Annotated in this window: 10 protein-coding genes; 1 reads left to right on the top strand and 9 read right to left on the bottom strand. The window is 65.5% G+C overall.

Translation table 11 applies throughout. The annotated features are described in order from the left end of the window. The first annotated feature begins 19 nt into the window (after positions 1-19). Entirely contained in the window at positions 20-796 is a 777-nt protein-coding gene (locus MP11Mi_RS07245; protein WP_420041616.1) for a sulfite exporter TauE/SafE family protein, read from the top strand. 40 nt (positions 797-836) lie between these two features. Here MP11Mi_RS07245 and MP11Mi_RS07240 read toward each other — a convergent pair whose 3' ends face one another. The 9 genes from MP11Mi_RS07240 to MP11Mi_RS07200 form a co-directional block, all read right to left on the bottom strand. Continuing rightward, positions 837-1,157 (bottom strand): putative quinol monooxygenase, encoded by a 321-nt coding sequence (locus MP11Mi_RS07240; protein ID WP_420041615.1) that lies wholly within the window; start codon positions 1,155-1,157, stop codon positions 837-839. Positions 1,158-1,166: 9 nt separating this feature from the next. Next, complete coding sequence (locus MP11Mi_RS07235) at positions 1,167-2,720, bottom strand: acyl-CoA carboxylase subunit beta (protein WP_420041614.1); 1,554 nt, start codon at positions 2,718-2,720, stop codon at positions 1,167-1,169. After that, positions 2,717-7,948, bottom strand: coding sequence for a polyketide synthase Pks13 (gene pks13, locus MP11Mi_RS07230; RefSeq protein ID WP_420041613.1), 5,232 nt, complete (start codon positions 7,946-7,948; stop codon positions 2,717-2,719). The genes MP11Mi_RS07235 and pks13 overlap by 4 nt, the downstream gene beginning before the upstream one ends. Positions 7,949-8,043: 95 nt before the next feature. Next, on the bottom strand, positions 8,044-9,942 hold the full coding sequence (gene fadD32 / locus MP11Mi_RS07225; RefSeq protein WP_420041612.1) for a long-chain-fatty-acid--AMP ligase FadD32: 1,899 nt from the start codon (positions 9,940-9,942) through the stop codon (positions 8,044-8,046). A 114-nt stretch (positions 9,943-10,056) separates the two neighbouring features. Continuing rightward, positions 10,057-11,064 carry an LLM class F420-dependent oxidoreductase gene (locus tag MP11Mi_RS07220; RefSeq protein WP_420041611.1) on the bottom strand — a complete coding sequence of 336 codons (1,008 nt, stop codon included), beginning with the start codon at positions 11,062-11,064 and terminating at the stop codon, positions 10,057-10,059. A 133-nt stretch (positions 11,065-11,197) separates the two neighbouring features. Further along, the gene (locus MP11Mi_RS07215) at positions 11,198-12,175 is read right to left on the bottom strand and encodes a cutinase family protein (protein WP_420041610.1); all 978 of its coding nucleotides are present in this window, start codon (positions 12,173-12,175) and stop codon (positions 11,198-11,200) included. 4 nt (positions 12,176-12,179) lie between these two features. Beyond that, positions 12,180-12,734, bottom strand: coding sequence for a DUF732 domain-containing protein (locus tag MP11Mi_RS07210; protein WP_420041609.1), 555 nt, complete (start codon positions 12,732-12,734; stop codon positions 12,180-12,182). A 106-nt stretch (positions 12,735-12,840) separates the two neighbouring features. After that, positions 12,841-14,304: an alpha/beta hydrolase-fold protein gene (locus MP11Mi_RS07205; protein ID WP_420712849.1), complete on the bottom strand. Its 1,464-nt coding sequence runs from the start codon at positions 14,302-14,304 to the stop codon at positions 12,841-12,843. A 285-nt stretch (positions 14,305-14,589) separates the two neighbouring features. After that, positions 14,590-15,588 carry an alpha/beta hydrolase gene (locus MP11Mi_RS07200; RefSeq protein ID WP_420041608.1) on the bottom strand — a complete coding sequence of 333 codons (999 nt, stop codon included), beginning with the start codon at positions 15,586-15,588 and terminating at the stop codon, positions 14,590-14,592. Positions 15,589-15,747: the final 159 nt, after the last annotated feature.

The raw sequence follows: 15,747 nt of genomic DNA, 5'->3' as shown, positions 1-15,747 counted from the left end.
CGCTGGGTAATCTGTAAACGTGGATCTCCCCGGCCTGCCGCTGCTGTCGCTGCTCGTCGGCGGAGCTCTCGTCGCGGGGTGGATAGACGCGGTCGTCGGGGGCGGCGGCCTCGTTCTGCTTCCCCTGCTACTCATTGCATTCCCGACGGCCGCCCCAGCCGCCGCGCTCGGCACAAACAAACTGACCGCGCTGTGGGGCACCGCGACGGCAGCATTCATGTATCTGCGGAAAGTGCGGGTGAACCGCCGGATCGTGGCGATCAGCGTGCCGGTTGCCGGCCTGTGCGCCGTCGGCGGAGCACTCGCCGCAGCGGCCGTCAGCTCAGACATGATGCGCCCGTTCGTCATCGCCGCGATGCTCGCGGTCGGCGCGTTCGTCGCACTGCGACCCCAGTTCGGCGCCACCCACGAATCATTCGAACCGGTGTCCCGGACCCGGTTCGTCGTGGCCGGGTGCACGCTCGCCGTGATCGGGTTCTACGACGGCGTGTTCGGCCCTGGGACCGGACTTTTCCTGATCATCACACTCACCGCGCTCCTGCATCAGAGCTTCCTGCAGTCGGCGGCGATGGCTAAAGTCGCCAACACCGCGACCAACATCGGAGCGCTCGCCGTGTTCGCGTCACAGGGGCACGTCATGTGGCTGCTCGGCGCGATCCTCGCCGTCGCCAACATCGCCGGCTCGGTACTCGGTTCCCGACTTGTCCTCGGCAGCGGAACCAAGATCGTTCGCTACGCCCTGCTCGTCATCGTGGTCGTCATGGCGGCGAAACTCTCCTACGACCAGTTCACGTAGCCTTCCGCCGCACGACGCCCCAGCTCAGTCGATCTGCAGCTCAGTCGATCTGCAGCTCACCCATCGCATCCCAGCCGTCGCCGTCGACCTGCCGGGAGAGGATCTTCGGCGTCGACGCCAGATGCGGACGCATCGATTCGAGCCCGTTCGCGAAGTGATCACTGTTCACGTGCGGACCGGCGCCGTCGTCCGTGAACGCCTCCACCAGGACGTACTCGTTCGGGTCCTCGATACTGCGCGACCACTCGAACCACAGGTTCCCCGGCTCGGCGCGGGTCGCCGCGGTGAACTCGGCGACCGCCGCCGGGAACTGCTCTGCGCTGGACGGTTTGACGTGAAACTTGACGACGATGAAGTACATGAACCTCTCCTAGATCGGCATCAGATAGTGCTTGCGTTCGGTGCGGATGACGTGCTTGTCCCGCAGCTGGGCTAGCGCCTTACGAAGCTGCAGACGAGTCTCGGCGGGCTCGATGACAGCGTCGATGTAGCCCTTCTCGGCCGCCAGGTACGGGTTCGCCATCATCACGTTGTAGAAGTCGATGAAGTCGCGACGCACTTTGTCGGCTTCGGCCACCGACAACCCCTCCGTCTGACGGCGAGTCAGCATGACGGCAGCCGACTCGGCGCCCATCACGGCGATCTTCGCCGTCGGCCACGCGAAGTTGATGTCGGCGCCCAACTGCTTGCAGCCCATCACCGCGTACGCACCGCCGTACGCCTTTCGCAGCACGACCGTCACCTTCGGCACGTCGGCTTCGACATATGCGTACAAGAACTTGCCGGAACGGCGGATCGTGCCCTTCTGCTCCTCGACGAGGCCGGGGAGGATTCCCGGTGTGTCCACCAGGAACACGAGCGGGATGTTGTAGGCGTTGCAGATGCGGACGAAGCGGGTCGCCTTCTCGGATGCGTCGGTGTCCAACGTCCCCGCCATGACACTCGGCTGATTCGCGACGACACCGACACTGTGGCCGTCGATGCGGGCGAAGCCGGTCAAGATGTTCGGTGCGAAGATCTCAGCGACCTCGTGGAACGCGCCGTCGTCGAACAACCGGAGAATCATGTCGTGCATGTCGTAGCCCGCGTTGTCGCTGTCGGGCATGAATTCGTTGAGACTGCGATCCGACTCGGTGATCTCCGGCTCCAAGCCGGGGTTGATGACCGGCGGCTGCTCGTACGCGCTCGACGGCATGTACTGCAAGTACTCGCGGACCCAGTCGAATGCGGCCTTCTCGTCTGCGGCGACGTGATGGATGTTTCCCCAGCGGGCCTGATTGTGGGCGCTGCCGAGATCCTCCGCCGAGATCTCCTCGCCGTTGACCGCCTTCAGGATGTCCGGTCCCGTGACGAACATGTAGCTCTTCTCCTCGACGGCGACGAGGACGTCCGTGTTGGCGGGCGTATAGACGGCACCCCCCGCACACTTTCCGAGGATCACCGAGACCTGCGGCGCCAGACCCGACAACAGGTCGTTTCGCCGACCCATCTCGGCGTACCAGGCCAGCGACGTCACCGCGTCCTGGATGCGCGCGCCCGCCGAGTCGTTGATGCCGACCATCGGACAGCCGAGCTTGCTCGCCCACTCCATCAACGTCGAGACCTTGCGGCCGAACATCTCGCCGACGCTGCCGCCCATGACCGTTTGGTCGTGGCTGAACGCGGCGACCGGCCGACCGTACACCAATCCGTGACCGGTGACGACACCATCGCCGAAGCCGCTCTCATCCGCGCCGGGAGCCTTCACCAGTGCGCCGATCTCGACGAACGTACCCTCGTCGAACAGCAGCTCGAGGCGCTTGCGCGGGGAGAGGATGCCCTTCTTCTCCCGCTTGGCGACGGCGTTCGAGCCGCCCGGCTCCTCCGCTATCGCGAGCTTGCGCCGCAGCTCGGTGAGCTTTCCGGCAGTCGTATTGTCCGTCACGGCTTCTCCAGTCTTCCCATGCGCATGCTCAGATCGGCGGCGACCTTCGCGATGTGCGGTTCGTCGACAATGCCGAGGTGGTCACCCCCGATGTGCAGGATCTCCAGGTCGTCGACGACTTCGCCCCACCGGCCGTCCTCGTCGATCTCCGCCCACTGCGGCTCCAACTCGATCGCGCCGTCGTGCATCTTGTCCGCGCGGTACAGGACCACCTTGCCGTCGTAGCGGGACGGTTTGATGTTGCTCAGTACGCGGTTGTCGATGAACGACGTCCGTTGGTGCTCGATGATTCCGCCCGGAATCTTCGCGTCCGACATCGCCAGCATCTCCATGATGATCGCGAACTGCTCGTCGTCGTCGGCTTCGACGAGACGATCCATCGGCACCGGGATGGACTCGTCCAACCCGTATGTCTTGACCGCGAACGTCTTCCAACGTTCGAGCCGGTCCCGCTTGTTCTCCGGGGTGTCCGGCACTTCCGTCCGCGGACGCACGACGTCGATGAGACCGACGAACGAGACTTCCTCACCCAACGCCAGCAATGTCTGCGCGGCGCCGTACGCCAGCCCGCCGCCCAGCGACCAACCGACGAGCACGTACGGTCCGTGCGGCTGGATCTCGCGTAGCTTCGGCATGTACTGCTCGACGCGCTCCTCGATGGAGCCTTCGACCCGGTCGAAACCGACAACCGGCAGGTCCGCAGGCAGACGCTTGACCAATGCCTCGTACGCCGTCGTGTTTCCGCCCGCCGGGTGGAACAACAGCATCGGCGTCGGGTCGCCGGCCTCACGCGAGAACACGTGCTGCGGCTTCCCGTCCTTCGTCGGAACCCGAAGGTAACGCACGAACCCGTCGATGTCGCCTGCGTCGTCCATCTGCTGACGCACATAGTCGGACAGTTCCTCGATGGTCTCCGAGTCGAGGACGTCTTCGACGTCGACCTCGCCGCCTGTCCGCTCATTGAGCCGCTCGGTCAGCTTCTGCGCCGTCGCCTCGTCGAGCACCGGCAGCTTGTTGAAGACGCCGCCCGCCGACTTGCCCGTCACCACCGCGTACGCACCGAAGGTGAGACGCTCGGCGGCATCGCGGGGCGGCACATCGGAGCCCGCGGCCTCAGCGACCGCGGCCTGCGAGGAGATGTCCGTGGGTTCTGAGTCTCGGCTCCGCTCGACCGGCGGGGCGGAGGCCTCGACGGACGGAGCGGCGGGTTCAGGTTCAGGTTCGGGTTCTGGAGCCGCTGGGGACTCAACCGGCGGGGCGGGCGCAGCCTCGTCGTTCGCGATCTGTTCGTCGATGTAGGCGTTGAGTGCCGCGGTGTCGAGTTCGCCGCCGTTCGCCGCCTCTTCGTTGAGGGTGTCGAGTTGATCGCGGTGCGTCACCGCGAACTGCACGAACTTCTCCACGTCCGACAAGTTCGCCTGACGCATCGCCTGCAATTGGAGCTGCGGGATGTCGAACTCGTACTCGACACGGTTCTTGATGCGGACCGCCATCAGCGAATCCAGACCCAGTTCGATGAGTGGGATCTCGCGCGGCAGATCCTCCGGGTCGTAGCCCATCGACTCGCCGACGATGATCGCGAGACGATCGCCAACGCTCTGCCCCGAGTCCGGGCTCCACTTGTCGCCGATGTCGTCGACGACGACGACGTCGGCGGCACTCGGCTCCGCTCGGTCGACGAACGTGTCAGATGTCTGCGTCGCGCGATCAGCGACCGGAGCGTCGCTGGCGGTGACGGCGGCTTCGAACAGCAGCGCGTGGCCGCCGCCCGCATCGGTGTGCACGGCGAGTGCGCCGCCGCCCGGATGTTTGGTGAACGTCGTCGTGACCGTGCCCTGTGCCGGGATCGGTCGCACGGACTCGGTAGCCACGACCGTCGCGTTCGCCCCGAGGACCTGCTTCGCCGCAGCGAGGACCAGCTCACGCGGATCGGTGACCGCCGACGCGTTGACCTCCCATGCGTGGCGACCGTCGGGCAACCCGACGTGCGACCCGGGCACCCTGCCCGCGCCCGACCCGCTCGCGATGCTCCCGGCCAGCCAGTACGGCTTGCGGTCGAAACTGGTGCGCGGAACATCCGCGAACGACACGTCCGGCCCCGAACCGAACAGCGACGCCACGTCCACCGCGTGGCCGTGCACGTACAGCTTCATCAGCGCGTTGACCAGGCCGTAGCTCTCGTCCTCTTTACGGCGGAGAGTCTCAATGAGTTCAGCGTCATGCACCCCGGCACCGAAGGTCGTCGCGGCGACCGAGATGAGGACGGCCGGATTCGGCGACAACTCGACGAACGTGCGGTGACCGGCCTCCACCGACTTCGCGATGGCCTGGGCGAACCAGACGCTGTGGCGGACGCCCTTGAGGAAGTAGTCGATCGTGTGGATCGGCTCGTGACCGGAACGGTAGAACGCTTCGCGGTCGACCGAACTGTAAAGACCGACCGCCAGACGCTGCGGCTCGATTCCGGTGATCTCGTACGCGAGCTCGCCGAGTAGCGGATCCATCTGCGACGTGTGGCTCGCGCCCTTCGTCTGCAGTTTGCGCCCCAGCTTGCCCTCCGACTCGGCGCGCGCGACGATCGCGTCGACCTGAGGCTCCGGTCCACCGATCACCGTGTGGGTGGGAGCGGCGTAGACACAGATCTCTAGATCCGGGAAATCAGCGAGGACGTCGTTGATGTCGTCTGCGCTGTATTCGACGAGTGCCATCAACCGGATGTCGTCGCCGACGAGCATCGACTCGCCCTCGCCCATCAGACGCGAGCGTTGGCAGATGACGCGCGTCGCATCGTCCAGCGAGAGTCCGCCGGAGATGTAGGCCGCCGAGGCCTCACCCATCGAGTGTGGGACGAGGACGCCGGGCCGGGCTCCGTAATGCCGCATGGTGTCGGCGAGCGCCACCTGGATCGTGTAAATGCCGATCTGCGCGGTCTCGATCGCGTACGTCTGTTCGTCGTCGAGGAAGATCTCGACCATCGAGTAGCCGAGTTCGCGCTGAATCAATGCGTCGACCCGGTCGGCGTACTTCGCGAACACCGGGTTCTCGTTGTACAGCTGTTTCGCCATCTTCCGGTGCTGGGAGCCGAAACCCGACAGCAGCCAGACGGCCGACGCTGCGTCGGGGGCGTCACAGGTGTACACGAACGGCAGTTGTTTGCCGTCCGCGACGGCGCGCACCCCCTTGACCGCGTCCTCGTGCGAGCGCGCCATCACGACCGAACGTGTCCGACCGTGATTGCGGTGCGCCAGAGTGCGGCCGATGTCGACGAGCGGGGTGGCCTTGCCCGCATCGGATTCGAGCCATTCCAGCAGTTCGGCTGCGCTCTTGCGGCGGCGCGACGCGAGGAAGCCGGAGATCACTAGCGGCACCACGGCGCCGTCGACGGCAGCGGGTGCGAAACCGTCGGCCGGATCGGCCTCGGCGACGGCGACCGGCTCGGGCGCCTTCTTCGCCTGCGCGGCCAGCACGGCGCGCTCGGCCTCGGTGAGGAAGTCGTCGTCGTCGTCGAAACTCTCGTCGGCGACCGGCGCAGCCACAGCGGGAGCCTCGGCGACCACCGTCCCGGCGAGATCAGCTGGCAGCACCTCACGGATCACGAGGTGCGCGTTGGTCCCACCGAAACCGAAGCCCGACACACCCGCGATCGCATGCCCCGAATACCGCGGCCACGCCGAATTCTCGGTCACGACCTTCAGATTCGTGGTCTCGAACTGGATGTACGGGTTGGGTCCGACATAGTTGAGCGACGCCGGAAGCTCGTCGTTCTGCAGCGAGAGCACGACTTTGGCGAGCGCGCCCGCACCGGCCGCCGCCTCCATGTGACCGAAGTTAGTCTTCGCCGAACCGAGCAGCATCGGATAGCCGGGCAGACGTCCACGTCCCACGACGCGGCCGAGTGCATCGGCCTCGATCGGGTCACCGAGCACCGTTCCGGTCCCGTGCGCCTCCACGTAGTCGACGGTGCGCGGATCGGTCGCGGCATCGGCATATGCCGATCGCAGCACCTGCACCTGGGCTTCGGGGTTGGGCGCGAAGATCCCGTTCGACCGACCGTCCGAGTTCACCGCGCTGCCTGCGACGACAGCGAGCACGTGGTCGCCATCGGCGCGCGCATCGGCGAGGCGCTTGAGGACGAACACGCCGCCGCCCTCCGAACGGATCATGCCGTCCGCGTCCGACGAGAACGCCTTGATGCGGCCGTTCGGCGCCATCGCACCGATCTGGTCGAAGCCGAGCGTTGCGGCGGGGGTGATCAGCATGTTGACGCCGCCCGCGATCGCGACGTTCGAGTCGCCGCTGCGCAAGCTGCGGACCGCTTCGTGCACGGCGACGAGTGACGACGAGCACGCGGTGTCGATGGCCAGGGACGGCCCGTGAAAGTCGAAGAAGTACGAGACGCGGTTCGCGATGATCGACGTCGCGGTACCGGTCAGTGCGTAGGCCGCCGTCTCACTGGCGCCTTCGCTCAAACCGAGCGTCGCCAGCAACTGGTAGTCGTTCGTAGACGTGCCCATGAACACGCCGACCTGGCCGCCGCGCAGATCACTCGCCGGGATGTGGGCGTGTTCGAGGGCCTCCCACGTCAATTCCAACGCGAGACGCTGCTGCGGGTCGACGTTCTCCACTTCGCGCGGCGACATCTGGAAGAAGTCGGCATCGAAGCCCGTGACGTCGTCGAGGTAACCGCCCTGAACGTTGCCGTTCTCGATGGCTTCCGCCAGCCGTGGATCGGCCTTGAACTCGCTCCAACGATCCTCCGGCAGGTCGGAGATGCCGTCGACACCGCCGATGAGTGCCTGCCATGTCGACTCCGGCGTCTCGCCCGCCTTCGGGAAGCGGGTCGCGAGACCCACGATCGCGATGTCGTCGGCGTCGTCGCGCTCACGTTCCCAGAACCGGTCGGCGTCGACGTCGACGTCGGCATCGGGATCGCCTTCGATGATGCGAGTCGCCAGCGACGCGATCGTCGGATGGTTGAATACGGCGGTCGCGTTGAGGATGACGCCAGTCTTGTCTTCGACGTCGGCCGCGAGCGCTACCGCGTCTCGGGACGAGAGGCCGAGCTCCTCCATCGGCCGATCGACCGGGATCGTGTCGATGGGCTGGCCGACCGCATTCGCGACCCACTGGCGCAACCAGTCCCGCAACTCGTCGACGGTCAGGCCGCCAGCGGTCTCGCCAGTGTTCTCGGGGTCACCGGACGCACCGGTTGGAGTGTTCTCAGACATCGTTCTTCACCCTACTGCTCGGTCCCCGACCCGTGGTAACAGACAAGCCCGGTACGTCGTGGCTATTCGCGACGCACCGGGCCGGTCGAGTGCCTCTACTCGCCCGCGTCTGGGAACGCGGTCTGCTGGTAGCCGCCGCGCAACGTCCCGTCGATGTAGGCGGTCTTGGTGGCGCGCCGTGCGATCTTCCCGCTGGACGTACGCGGAATGGAACCGTTGGGGACCAACAGGACATCGCGCGCCATCACACCGTGGCGGCCGGCGATCGTCGCGCGGACCGCATCGGCGACTTCGCGCGGATCCGCCTTGCGCCCCGGACGTTCGGCGACGACGACCAATTGTTCGGACGCGTCGTCCACGTCGCGCGCCAGACCGCTGAAGTCTCCTTCGAAGACCTCGTCGGGAAGCTGGTTGGCCGGGACGGCGAATGCGGCGACGAAGCCCGGACGGATCGCGACGCTGGCCTCCTGGGCACTGCTCTCGAGATCCTGCGGGTAGTGGTTGCGCCCGTCGACGATCACCAGGTCCTTCACGCGACCGGTGATGTAGAGTTCGCCGCCGTAGTACACGCCGTAGTCGCCGGTGCGCGTCCACGTACCGTCGGCCGGGGTGCCCTCGGCGTGGCTGCCCGCCGGCAACGGATTAGTCAGCACGTTGTGGAACGTTTCGCGAGTCTCCCCGTCCTTGTTCCAGTAGCCGACGCCCATATTGATTCCGTGCAGCCAGATCTCGCCGACATGGCCGTCGGGGAGTTCGGTCGCCGACTCGTGGTCGACGATCACGGCCCACTCACTGAGCGCGACTTGTCCGCAGGAAACCTGCGCGACCGCGTTGTCGGCGCCCTCGGCGACCTCGACGAACTCGCCCGCGTTCAGCTTGTCTCGGTCGACGTAGCTGACCTTCGCCTTGTTGTCGCGCTGCGTCGCCGACACGAACAGGGTGGCCTCGGCCATGCCATAGCACGGCTTGATCGCCTTCTCGGACAACCCATACGGCGCGAACGCGTCGTTGAACTTGCGCATCGAGCTGACCGTGACCGGCTCGGAGCCGTTGATCAAGCCGATGACGTTCGACAGGTCGAGTTCTTCGCCGTCCTTAGGCAGCCCGCGTGCGGCGGCGTGCTCGTACGCGAAGTTTGGCGCCGCGGCGAACGTCGGCGAGTTGTCGGCGTCGGCCGCCAACTCCTTGATCCAGCGTCCGGGACGACGGACGAAGGCCATCGGGCTCATGATCGTGATGTACCGCCCGCCGAGCGCGGGCAAGATCACCGTGAGCAGGCCCATGTCGTGGAACATCGGGAGCCAGGTGACACCGCGTGCGTTGCGGTCGATCTCAATGCAATCGTAGATCTGCAAGACGTTCGCCGCGACCGCCTGATAAGTGATCTCGACACCGGCGGGCACCCGCGTGGAACCCGACGTGTACTGCAGGTAGGCGACGGATTCCAAGTTGTTTCGGCTGGCCTCCGGCGGGGTCCAGGCCGAACCGACCGAGTCGGGCACGGCGTCGACGGCGATGACGCGCGGACGATCCTTGGCTGGCCGATCAGCGAAGAAGTCACGGACCGCTTCGGCCGACTTCGTCGAGGTGAGGATGGCCGACGGCTCGCAGTCGGCGAGCACGCCGACGAGACGGTCGGTGTGGCCGGGCTCGTCCGGGCTGAACAGCGGGACGGCGACGGTACTCGCATACAACGATGCGAAGAAACCGATCACGTACTCCAGCGACTGGGGCGCGAGGATCGCGACTCGGTCACCCGGCTTCGTGACCTGCTGCAGACGAGCAGCGACGGCGCGCAGTCGCTTTCCGAACTGCGCCCAGGTGAGGTCGATCGCTTCGCCGTCGCGTTCGCGACTGAAGTCCAGGTACCGGTAGGCGAGGGTGTCGCCGTTCTCCCGGACGTTGCGCTCGACGTAGTCGACGAGGGTCGCGTCGTCCTCGAAACGAAGATTGCCGGTCTCGTCGAGGAACTCCTCGAGCTCGTTGTTCAGCATCCATTACTCCTGTATCCGCGGTTCACTGCCGCGGTGTTCGGTGTGTTCTCACGTGCTCGACGGCGCAGTTCGACCCGCGCCGGCCCCCCGTTCACACGCGAAACTTCGTTGACTCTACTCTCCCCGCAGAAGCGGGATGACGGGTGCGAAGGCATCCATCTGGGTCGGGAAGATTCCTACATAGCTCATCGTGGTCCGGCGACGGACCTCGCGGATCTGCTCGGCGATCTCGTCGAATGTGCCGAACGCCAGATATGGCGACGACAGGATGTCGTCGACGCCGAGCTCGACGTCGCGCGCGATATTCGGCGGATAGCCCTGTTCGAGTGCCTTGAGCGCCATCTCGGCGGTCGCGACTCGATCGTCGGTGACGACGATCGTGGCGATCGTCCAGTTGAGTTCGATCTCGTCGAATCGGTCTCCTGCCGCTTCCCGGATCCGGTCGACGCGTTCGATCGTCTTGTCGATCGTCATGTCCGACAGGCGGAGCAGGCCGTCTTTGGTGGTGCCGGTCGCAACGGAGATGATGTCGGCGTGTTTGGCCGCCAACGCCAGCATCTTCGGGCCGCCGCCGCCGACGGCGATCGGCGGTCGTGGCCCCTGCCGCGGGCGAGGCGTGCCTTCCAGACCGTTGATCTGATAGAACTCGCCGTCGAAATCGACCGTCTCACCGCGCATCAGGGCGTCCAGGATGGTGAGCGACTCATCGAGCCGTCGGATGCGTTCGCCCGGCGTACCGAACTCGATGCCCGCCTTGTCGAACTCTTCTTTCATCCAGCCGGAGCCGATGCCGAGTTCCAAACGTCCCTTCGACAGGACGTCGATGGTCGTCGCCTCCTTCGCGAGAAGGGCCGGATGACGGAAACCGTTGGCGAGCACAGAGGTGGCGAGCCGAATCGTGCTGGTCGCCTGGGACAGCGCCCCGAGAGCTGCGAGCGGGCCGACCTGGTTGCCGAGGTGGTCCGGGATCGCGAACGTGTCGTACCCGTATTCTTCGGCGGTCTGGGCGAGTTTGACGAACCTGCGAGCGCCGCCCTCGTCCTTGTTCCCTTCGCCTCCCGCACCGAAACGGAACTTGCGCAACCCGTCGGCGTTATGCGTCGCCGAGTCCGAAGTACTCACGAAGCGTCTCCTCGTCTCAGGTGTGCCCGACCGGACGGCCGGGCCCTCAACCCGAGCAGATTACCGCAGGTACACCGCGTCTTCCCAACCACGCAGCGTGAACGGGCACGGGACCCAGACGCGGGGTTACTCGTCAGTTCTGTCCCTTGATCAGACTAGAGGCCCAATCAACCATCCACTCCGTCGCCGGACCACCGTCGACTTCCCAGTACCGGGTGGTCGCATACATGGCGTGAACAGGGTTGTTCGCAGCGTTCGCGAACTGTCCGATGGCCTTGAGCGGTGCGGTGACCGTCGGCGCTTCACAGATCAGATCGCCTTTGGCGCAAATCGAGTACGTACGGTCGGCCAGTGTCCCGAATCCGCCCGACCGCGCGCCGCTCATCGTGGTGCCGGGCACGAGCGAACCGAATCCGCCGAGCGACACCTCGGCGCCGACGCCGTCCGGGCTGGGCCCGACGTCGTGCTGCTCGCCGGACTGGCGTCGGCCGTCGGCGATCAGCCCGACGCCGAGGACGAGATCCTGATCCTGTGCCGGCAACGGCCCGCGACCGTTACCGATGTCGGAGGCGATGTCACCGACGATGACGGCGCCCTGGGAGAACCCCATCAGGATGTACTTGGTGAGCGGGCAGTGCTCTGAGGTCTCGGCGATCTTCGCCTCGGCACGCTTGCGACCCTGCGCACGCGAGGTGTTGTAAGTGGCCTGACGGTCGCCGAGGTTGGCCGGGTTCCGGAATTTCGCCATGTACGGGACGGTGTAGACGTCCGCGGTGCTCTCCGGGAACCTTTCCTGCAGTTGCGAACTGACCTTCAACATCAGCGAGCGCTTGTTGGCTGTCGGGTCGTGCGGATTGTCGTTCGCCTTCGACTCCCACGTACCGGGCACGACGAGGGCGAGCACCTCGGAGCAGTCGGCCGGCTGGGTGTTCGGCCGTTCCGGCGCACTCGAACTCGGCGGAGGCGTCTTACCGCCCGGCTCGGGCGGTGGCGGCTTCAGGAGCACGAACAGCAAGACAGCCACCAGAACGACAGCGACGAGCCCGAGGAGCGCCACGATCAGCGCGACCTTGCCGAGACTGCGGAAGGCGGATCCTTTTCGCTTACTCACCTGGTCAGCAGAGCTTACGGTCGGCGGCGCTGATCACCTTGGCTGCCTGCCCCTTCGCCTGCGCCTCGCCATCGGTCATCGGGCCGATCGCGGCAGTGACGAACGCCTTGATCATCGTCGAATCAGTCTTCTGTGCGCGCTGAGCGCATACATACTGCCCCATGGTCAGTGCGACGTTGTTGTCGGTGTCGCCCATGAACTCGACGTTCTGACGTTTGAGCTCCGCCAGATACTCCTTCTCCGCGCCGGTCAGCTTGACGCCGCTCGGAGTGGTGACGCCGGGAAAGTTCTTCGGCACCTTGGTGGACGTGTTGGGCTTGGTGTCCGGTGCTGACGAACTGGCACGCGAGGCGCCGTCCTCGGCCTCCTTGGAGGCTTCCTCATCAGCGGACGACTTCGACGCGAGCGACGAATCGGACGCGTCCACCGATGTGGTCGTGACAGCATCGGTGCCGATCGGGGCGCTTGTCGTCGTCGAGTCGTTGCACGCCGCCAACGCACCCACGGCGATCACTGCAAGACCCGTGATCGCCGCGACGCGGAAGAACTTCACACTCATGGTTGCGACCTTACCTGCATCGACAGTCGAAATCGGGCCCGAACTGGACCCCACGCCGAAGGCACGGGCAATCCTCAGGGAGTGTTCAGACACGCGGTGCGCCAGGTCACTCGACCCGTGCGCCGGTCTGAGGCGTCCACACGATCTTGCCGCGTTCGAAGGTGTTGTACTTGGCCCCGTCACGCCCCGTCTTTTCGTCGGACGTCGGGAGGCCGAGCCGCTCCATGGTCGGCACGTAGACGCCGCCGATCGCTCCGCCGACGACCTTGGGCCCCTTCGGCCCGGTGAAGATGCGACCGTTGCGGAAGTCCTGCGCCCGCCCACCGGGCACCGCGTACTCAGGAGTGAGGCAGCCGCCGAGTCCGCGGATCTGCGGAGCCTTCTTGAAAGCGTCGCCCACGGTGCACGCGACCTTGTCGCCGGACAGTCCGAGTGCCCCGGCAACCTGCGGCCACGCCTGAACCATCTCGAACTGCCAGTACGGCCACGTGTGCGTGCCGGACGGACGGTAGACGGCCTGCCCGTGGATCCCCAGGCGGCTCAACTTGGACGCGAACTGCTGGCTGGTGACACGCGAGAGGACTTCCAGGCCGACGCCCGAGTAGTTGGTCGCGAGCAGCGGAATATCGGACGGCTTGTCGTGCGGGCCGACGACACCGTTGCCGGACGAGATGTACAGGCTGGTGCCCTTCAGCTTGTCGGCGAGCAGGTACGGGTCGTGTTCCTTCCACGCGGGATCACTCGGCGGGCCGAACATCTTCGCCGAGTCGTATCCGCCGCCGTCTCGGACCGCGAACTGGATCGCCTGCGGCATGCCGTACGACGTCAACTGCAGGATGCCGGAGAACGAGCCGGCGAACTTGTAGAAGCCGGGGTTCCTCGCGGCGAGCATCATCGCCGCACTGCCGCCCATCGAGAGGCCTTCCACGCCGCGGACGTCGGTCGACCGCCAATCGTTCTCGAGGATCGGCGGCAGTTCCTTGGTCAGGAACGTCTCCCATTTGTAGTTCTTGCCGCGGTCCGGATCCTTCCAGTCCGTGTAGAAGCTCGACTCGCCGCCGACCGGGAGGACCACGTTTACGTTTTTGTCGGCATAGAACTGCTCGACATTGGTGTTGATGATCCAACCGCTCTGGTCGTCCTGCGCACGCAGGCCGTCGAGCATGGTCAGCTGCGGGAACTTCGCCGTCGGCTTGGCGAACCAGTCGCGGGCCAGCAGCAGCTGCACCTGGATGTCGGTGTTCATCGACGGCGAATGGACCCACAGGGCGACGCGGTGCGCCGAATACCAGTTGACCTTGGTGACTGTCGCGGGCACCGTCGGCTTGGGTGCCGGCGCGTTGTCCGCACGCTTCTTGGACCGGTCGTTCTTGTTGTCCGGCGTTTTCTTCTCCGGTGTCTTCTTCTCCGGTGTCTTCTTCGAGGGCTTCGGCGCGACCTGTGTGGTCGGCGCCGGGTTGGGGTCGGCGTGCGCGACCGGCGCCCCGCCGACCACGAGCGTCACGCTCACGGCCACCGCCACGGCCGCCACGACCTTGCGCGGCATGGCCGCCGTCTTCCAGATCTTCACTTCGTACTCCTCGAGGTGCCCCGGGTTCGTCTCCGCGCGCAGTTCGCGCACGCGTGTCTGAGGTTTTTCTACACTGAAGGTAGAGGGTTTTGTGCGCGCCACGCTGTTACTCGTGTGAATTGTGTGACTAATGTTTCATACGGTTCATGACGACCTGGGGTTTTACTGAGGACCGCGCCACCAGTCGTGCGTATCCACCGACGGATCCGCGGACTGTCCAGCCACAAAAAAACGAGGCGCCTCCCGTACGGGAGGCGCCTCGTCGTGAAGCGAGTCAAACTCGGATCAGCGGAAGAATCCGCGGTTCAGTGCGTTCCACACCATGTCCTGCCAGTAGCCCCACGCGTGGGTGCCGTTGGCGTAATAAGTCATCGGACGCAGTCCCTGAACTGTCGCACTGACCTCGAACGCCTTGGTCTGCACGAAGGCCAGGAGTTCCAGCGGGGTGCCCTTGAAGAAGTCGTCGATCACGTTCTGCGGGTAGTTGTAGCGGCCGAACAGACCGTTGCCCGCACCGATGTACAGCTTCAACCCGTGCAACTGGTTGATGATGCGTGCCGGGTCATTGGCGGCCCAGCGCGGGCTCCACGGCGGGCCCCACATCGAATCGATGTTCCACGGAGCCGGCGCGACGTCGAGCATCGCGACGCGCAGCATGGTGCGCATACCCGGAGCGGTCAGGAAGTTGTATCCCGACAGCGAACCGGCGGCGTAATAGAGATCCTTGCGCTTGGCGGCGTGCACCAGCGCGGCGCTACCGCCCATCGACAGGCCCATGATCGCGTACTTGTTGTTCTTGCCCTTGAAGCCGCGATGACGGAGTGCTGGCACCAGACGATTGTCGATGACACAGTTCCACATGTAGCGCTTCTTCTGACCGTTGAAGTTCGAGGGCGCATCCCAGTTCGTGTAGAAGCTGTTCGGGCCACCGATCGGCTCAACGACGTTGACGCCGTGATTCACCAGATTCTGGACGTTGCTGTTGATCTCCCAGCCGCTGCGGTCGTACTGAGCGCGCATGCCGTCCAGCAGAATCGCGGTGCGCTGGTTTCCCGCCTTCTTCCAGGCGCGGACCTTGACCTTGCCCGGAGCCATCGACTTGTTGCCGAACGCACCGTTAGTCGGCATGCCGCAGGCGTCGATCCAGAACTCCTGGAACCCCGGGGCGGCATCGGCTTTACCCGAACCGATGGACGTACCCATCATTCCCAGCGCGGTAACGACCGCGAGAACGACCGCCGTCACCTTGCGCCCGAGGCGCCGCGTGCTCTTCGCTTCACGCATTGACTGAAATCTCCCTAACGTTGTTCCGACCCGGAGGCGGACTTCCACCCTCGGACCGTCTGTCGGCCGGTGCCTCTCACGATTCACTCGCGCCACACCCGCATCGGATGGACGAAGCTTATCGGGAGCAGCACCCCAACCCAAACGCTGTGATTCAAA

Source organism: Gordonia abscondita (genome assembly GCF_032711245.1).
In the GTDB taxonomy this organism is placed as follows: Bacteria; Actinomycetota; Actinomycetes; order Mycobacteriales; family Mycobacteriaceae; genus Gordonia.
This window is presented reverse-complemented; position numbering and strand designations above follow the sequence as displayed.

What these genes read in the sequence shown, in the direction of transcription:
- MP11Mi_RS07240 (WP_420041615.1), bottom strand. Translation starts at nt 1,157, where the DNA reads ATGTACTTCATCGTCGTCAAGTTTCACGTCAAACCGTCCAGCGCAGAG.
- pks13 (WP_420041613.1), bottom strand. Translation starts at nt 7,948, where the DNA reads ATGTCTGAGAACACTCCAACCGGTGCGTCCGGTGACCCCGAGAACACT.
- fadD32 (WP_420041612.1), bottom strand. Translation starts at nt 9,942, where the DNA reads ATGCTGAACAACGAGCTCGAGGAGTTCCTCGACGAGACCGGCAATCTT.
- MP11Mi_RS07210 (WP_420041609.1), bottom strand. Translation starts at nt 12,734, where the DNA reads ATGAGTGTGAAGTTCTTCCGCGTCGCGGCGATCACGGGTCTTGCAGTG.
- MP11Mi_RS07200 (WP_420041608.1), bottom strand. Translation starts at nt 15,588, where the DNA reads ATGCGTGAAGCGAAGAGCACGCGGCGCCTCGGGCGCAAGGTGACGGCG.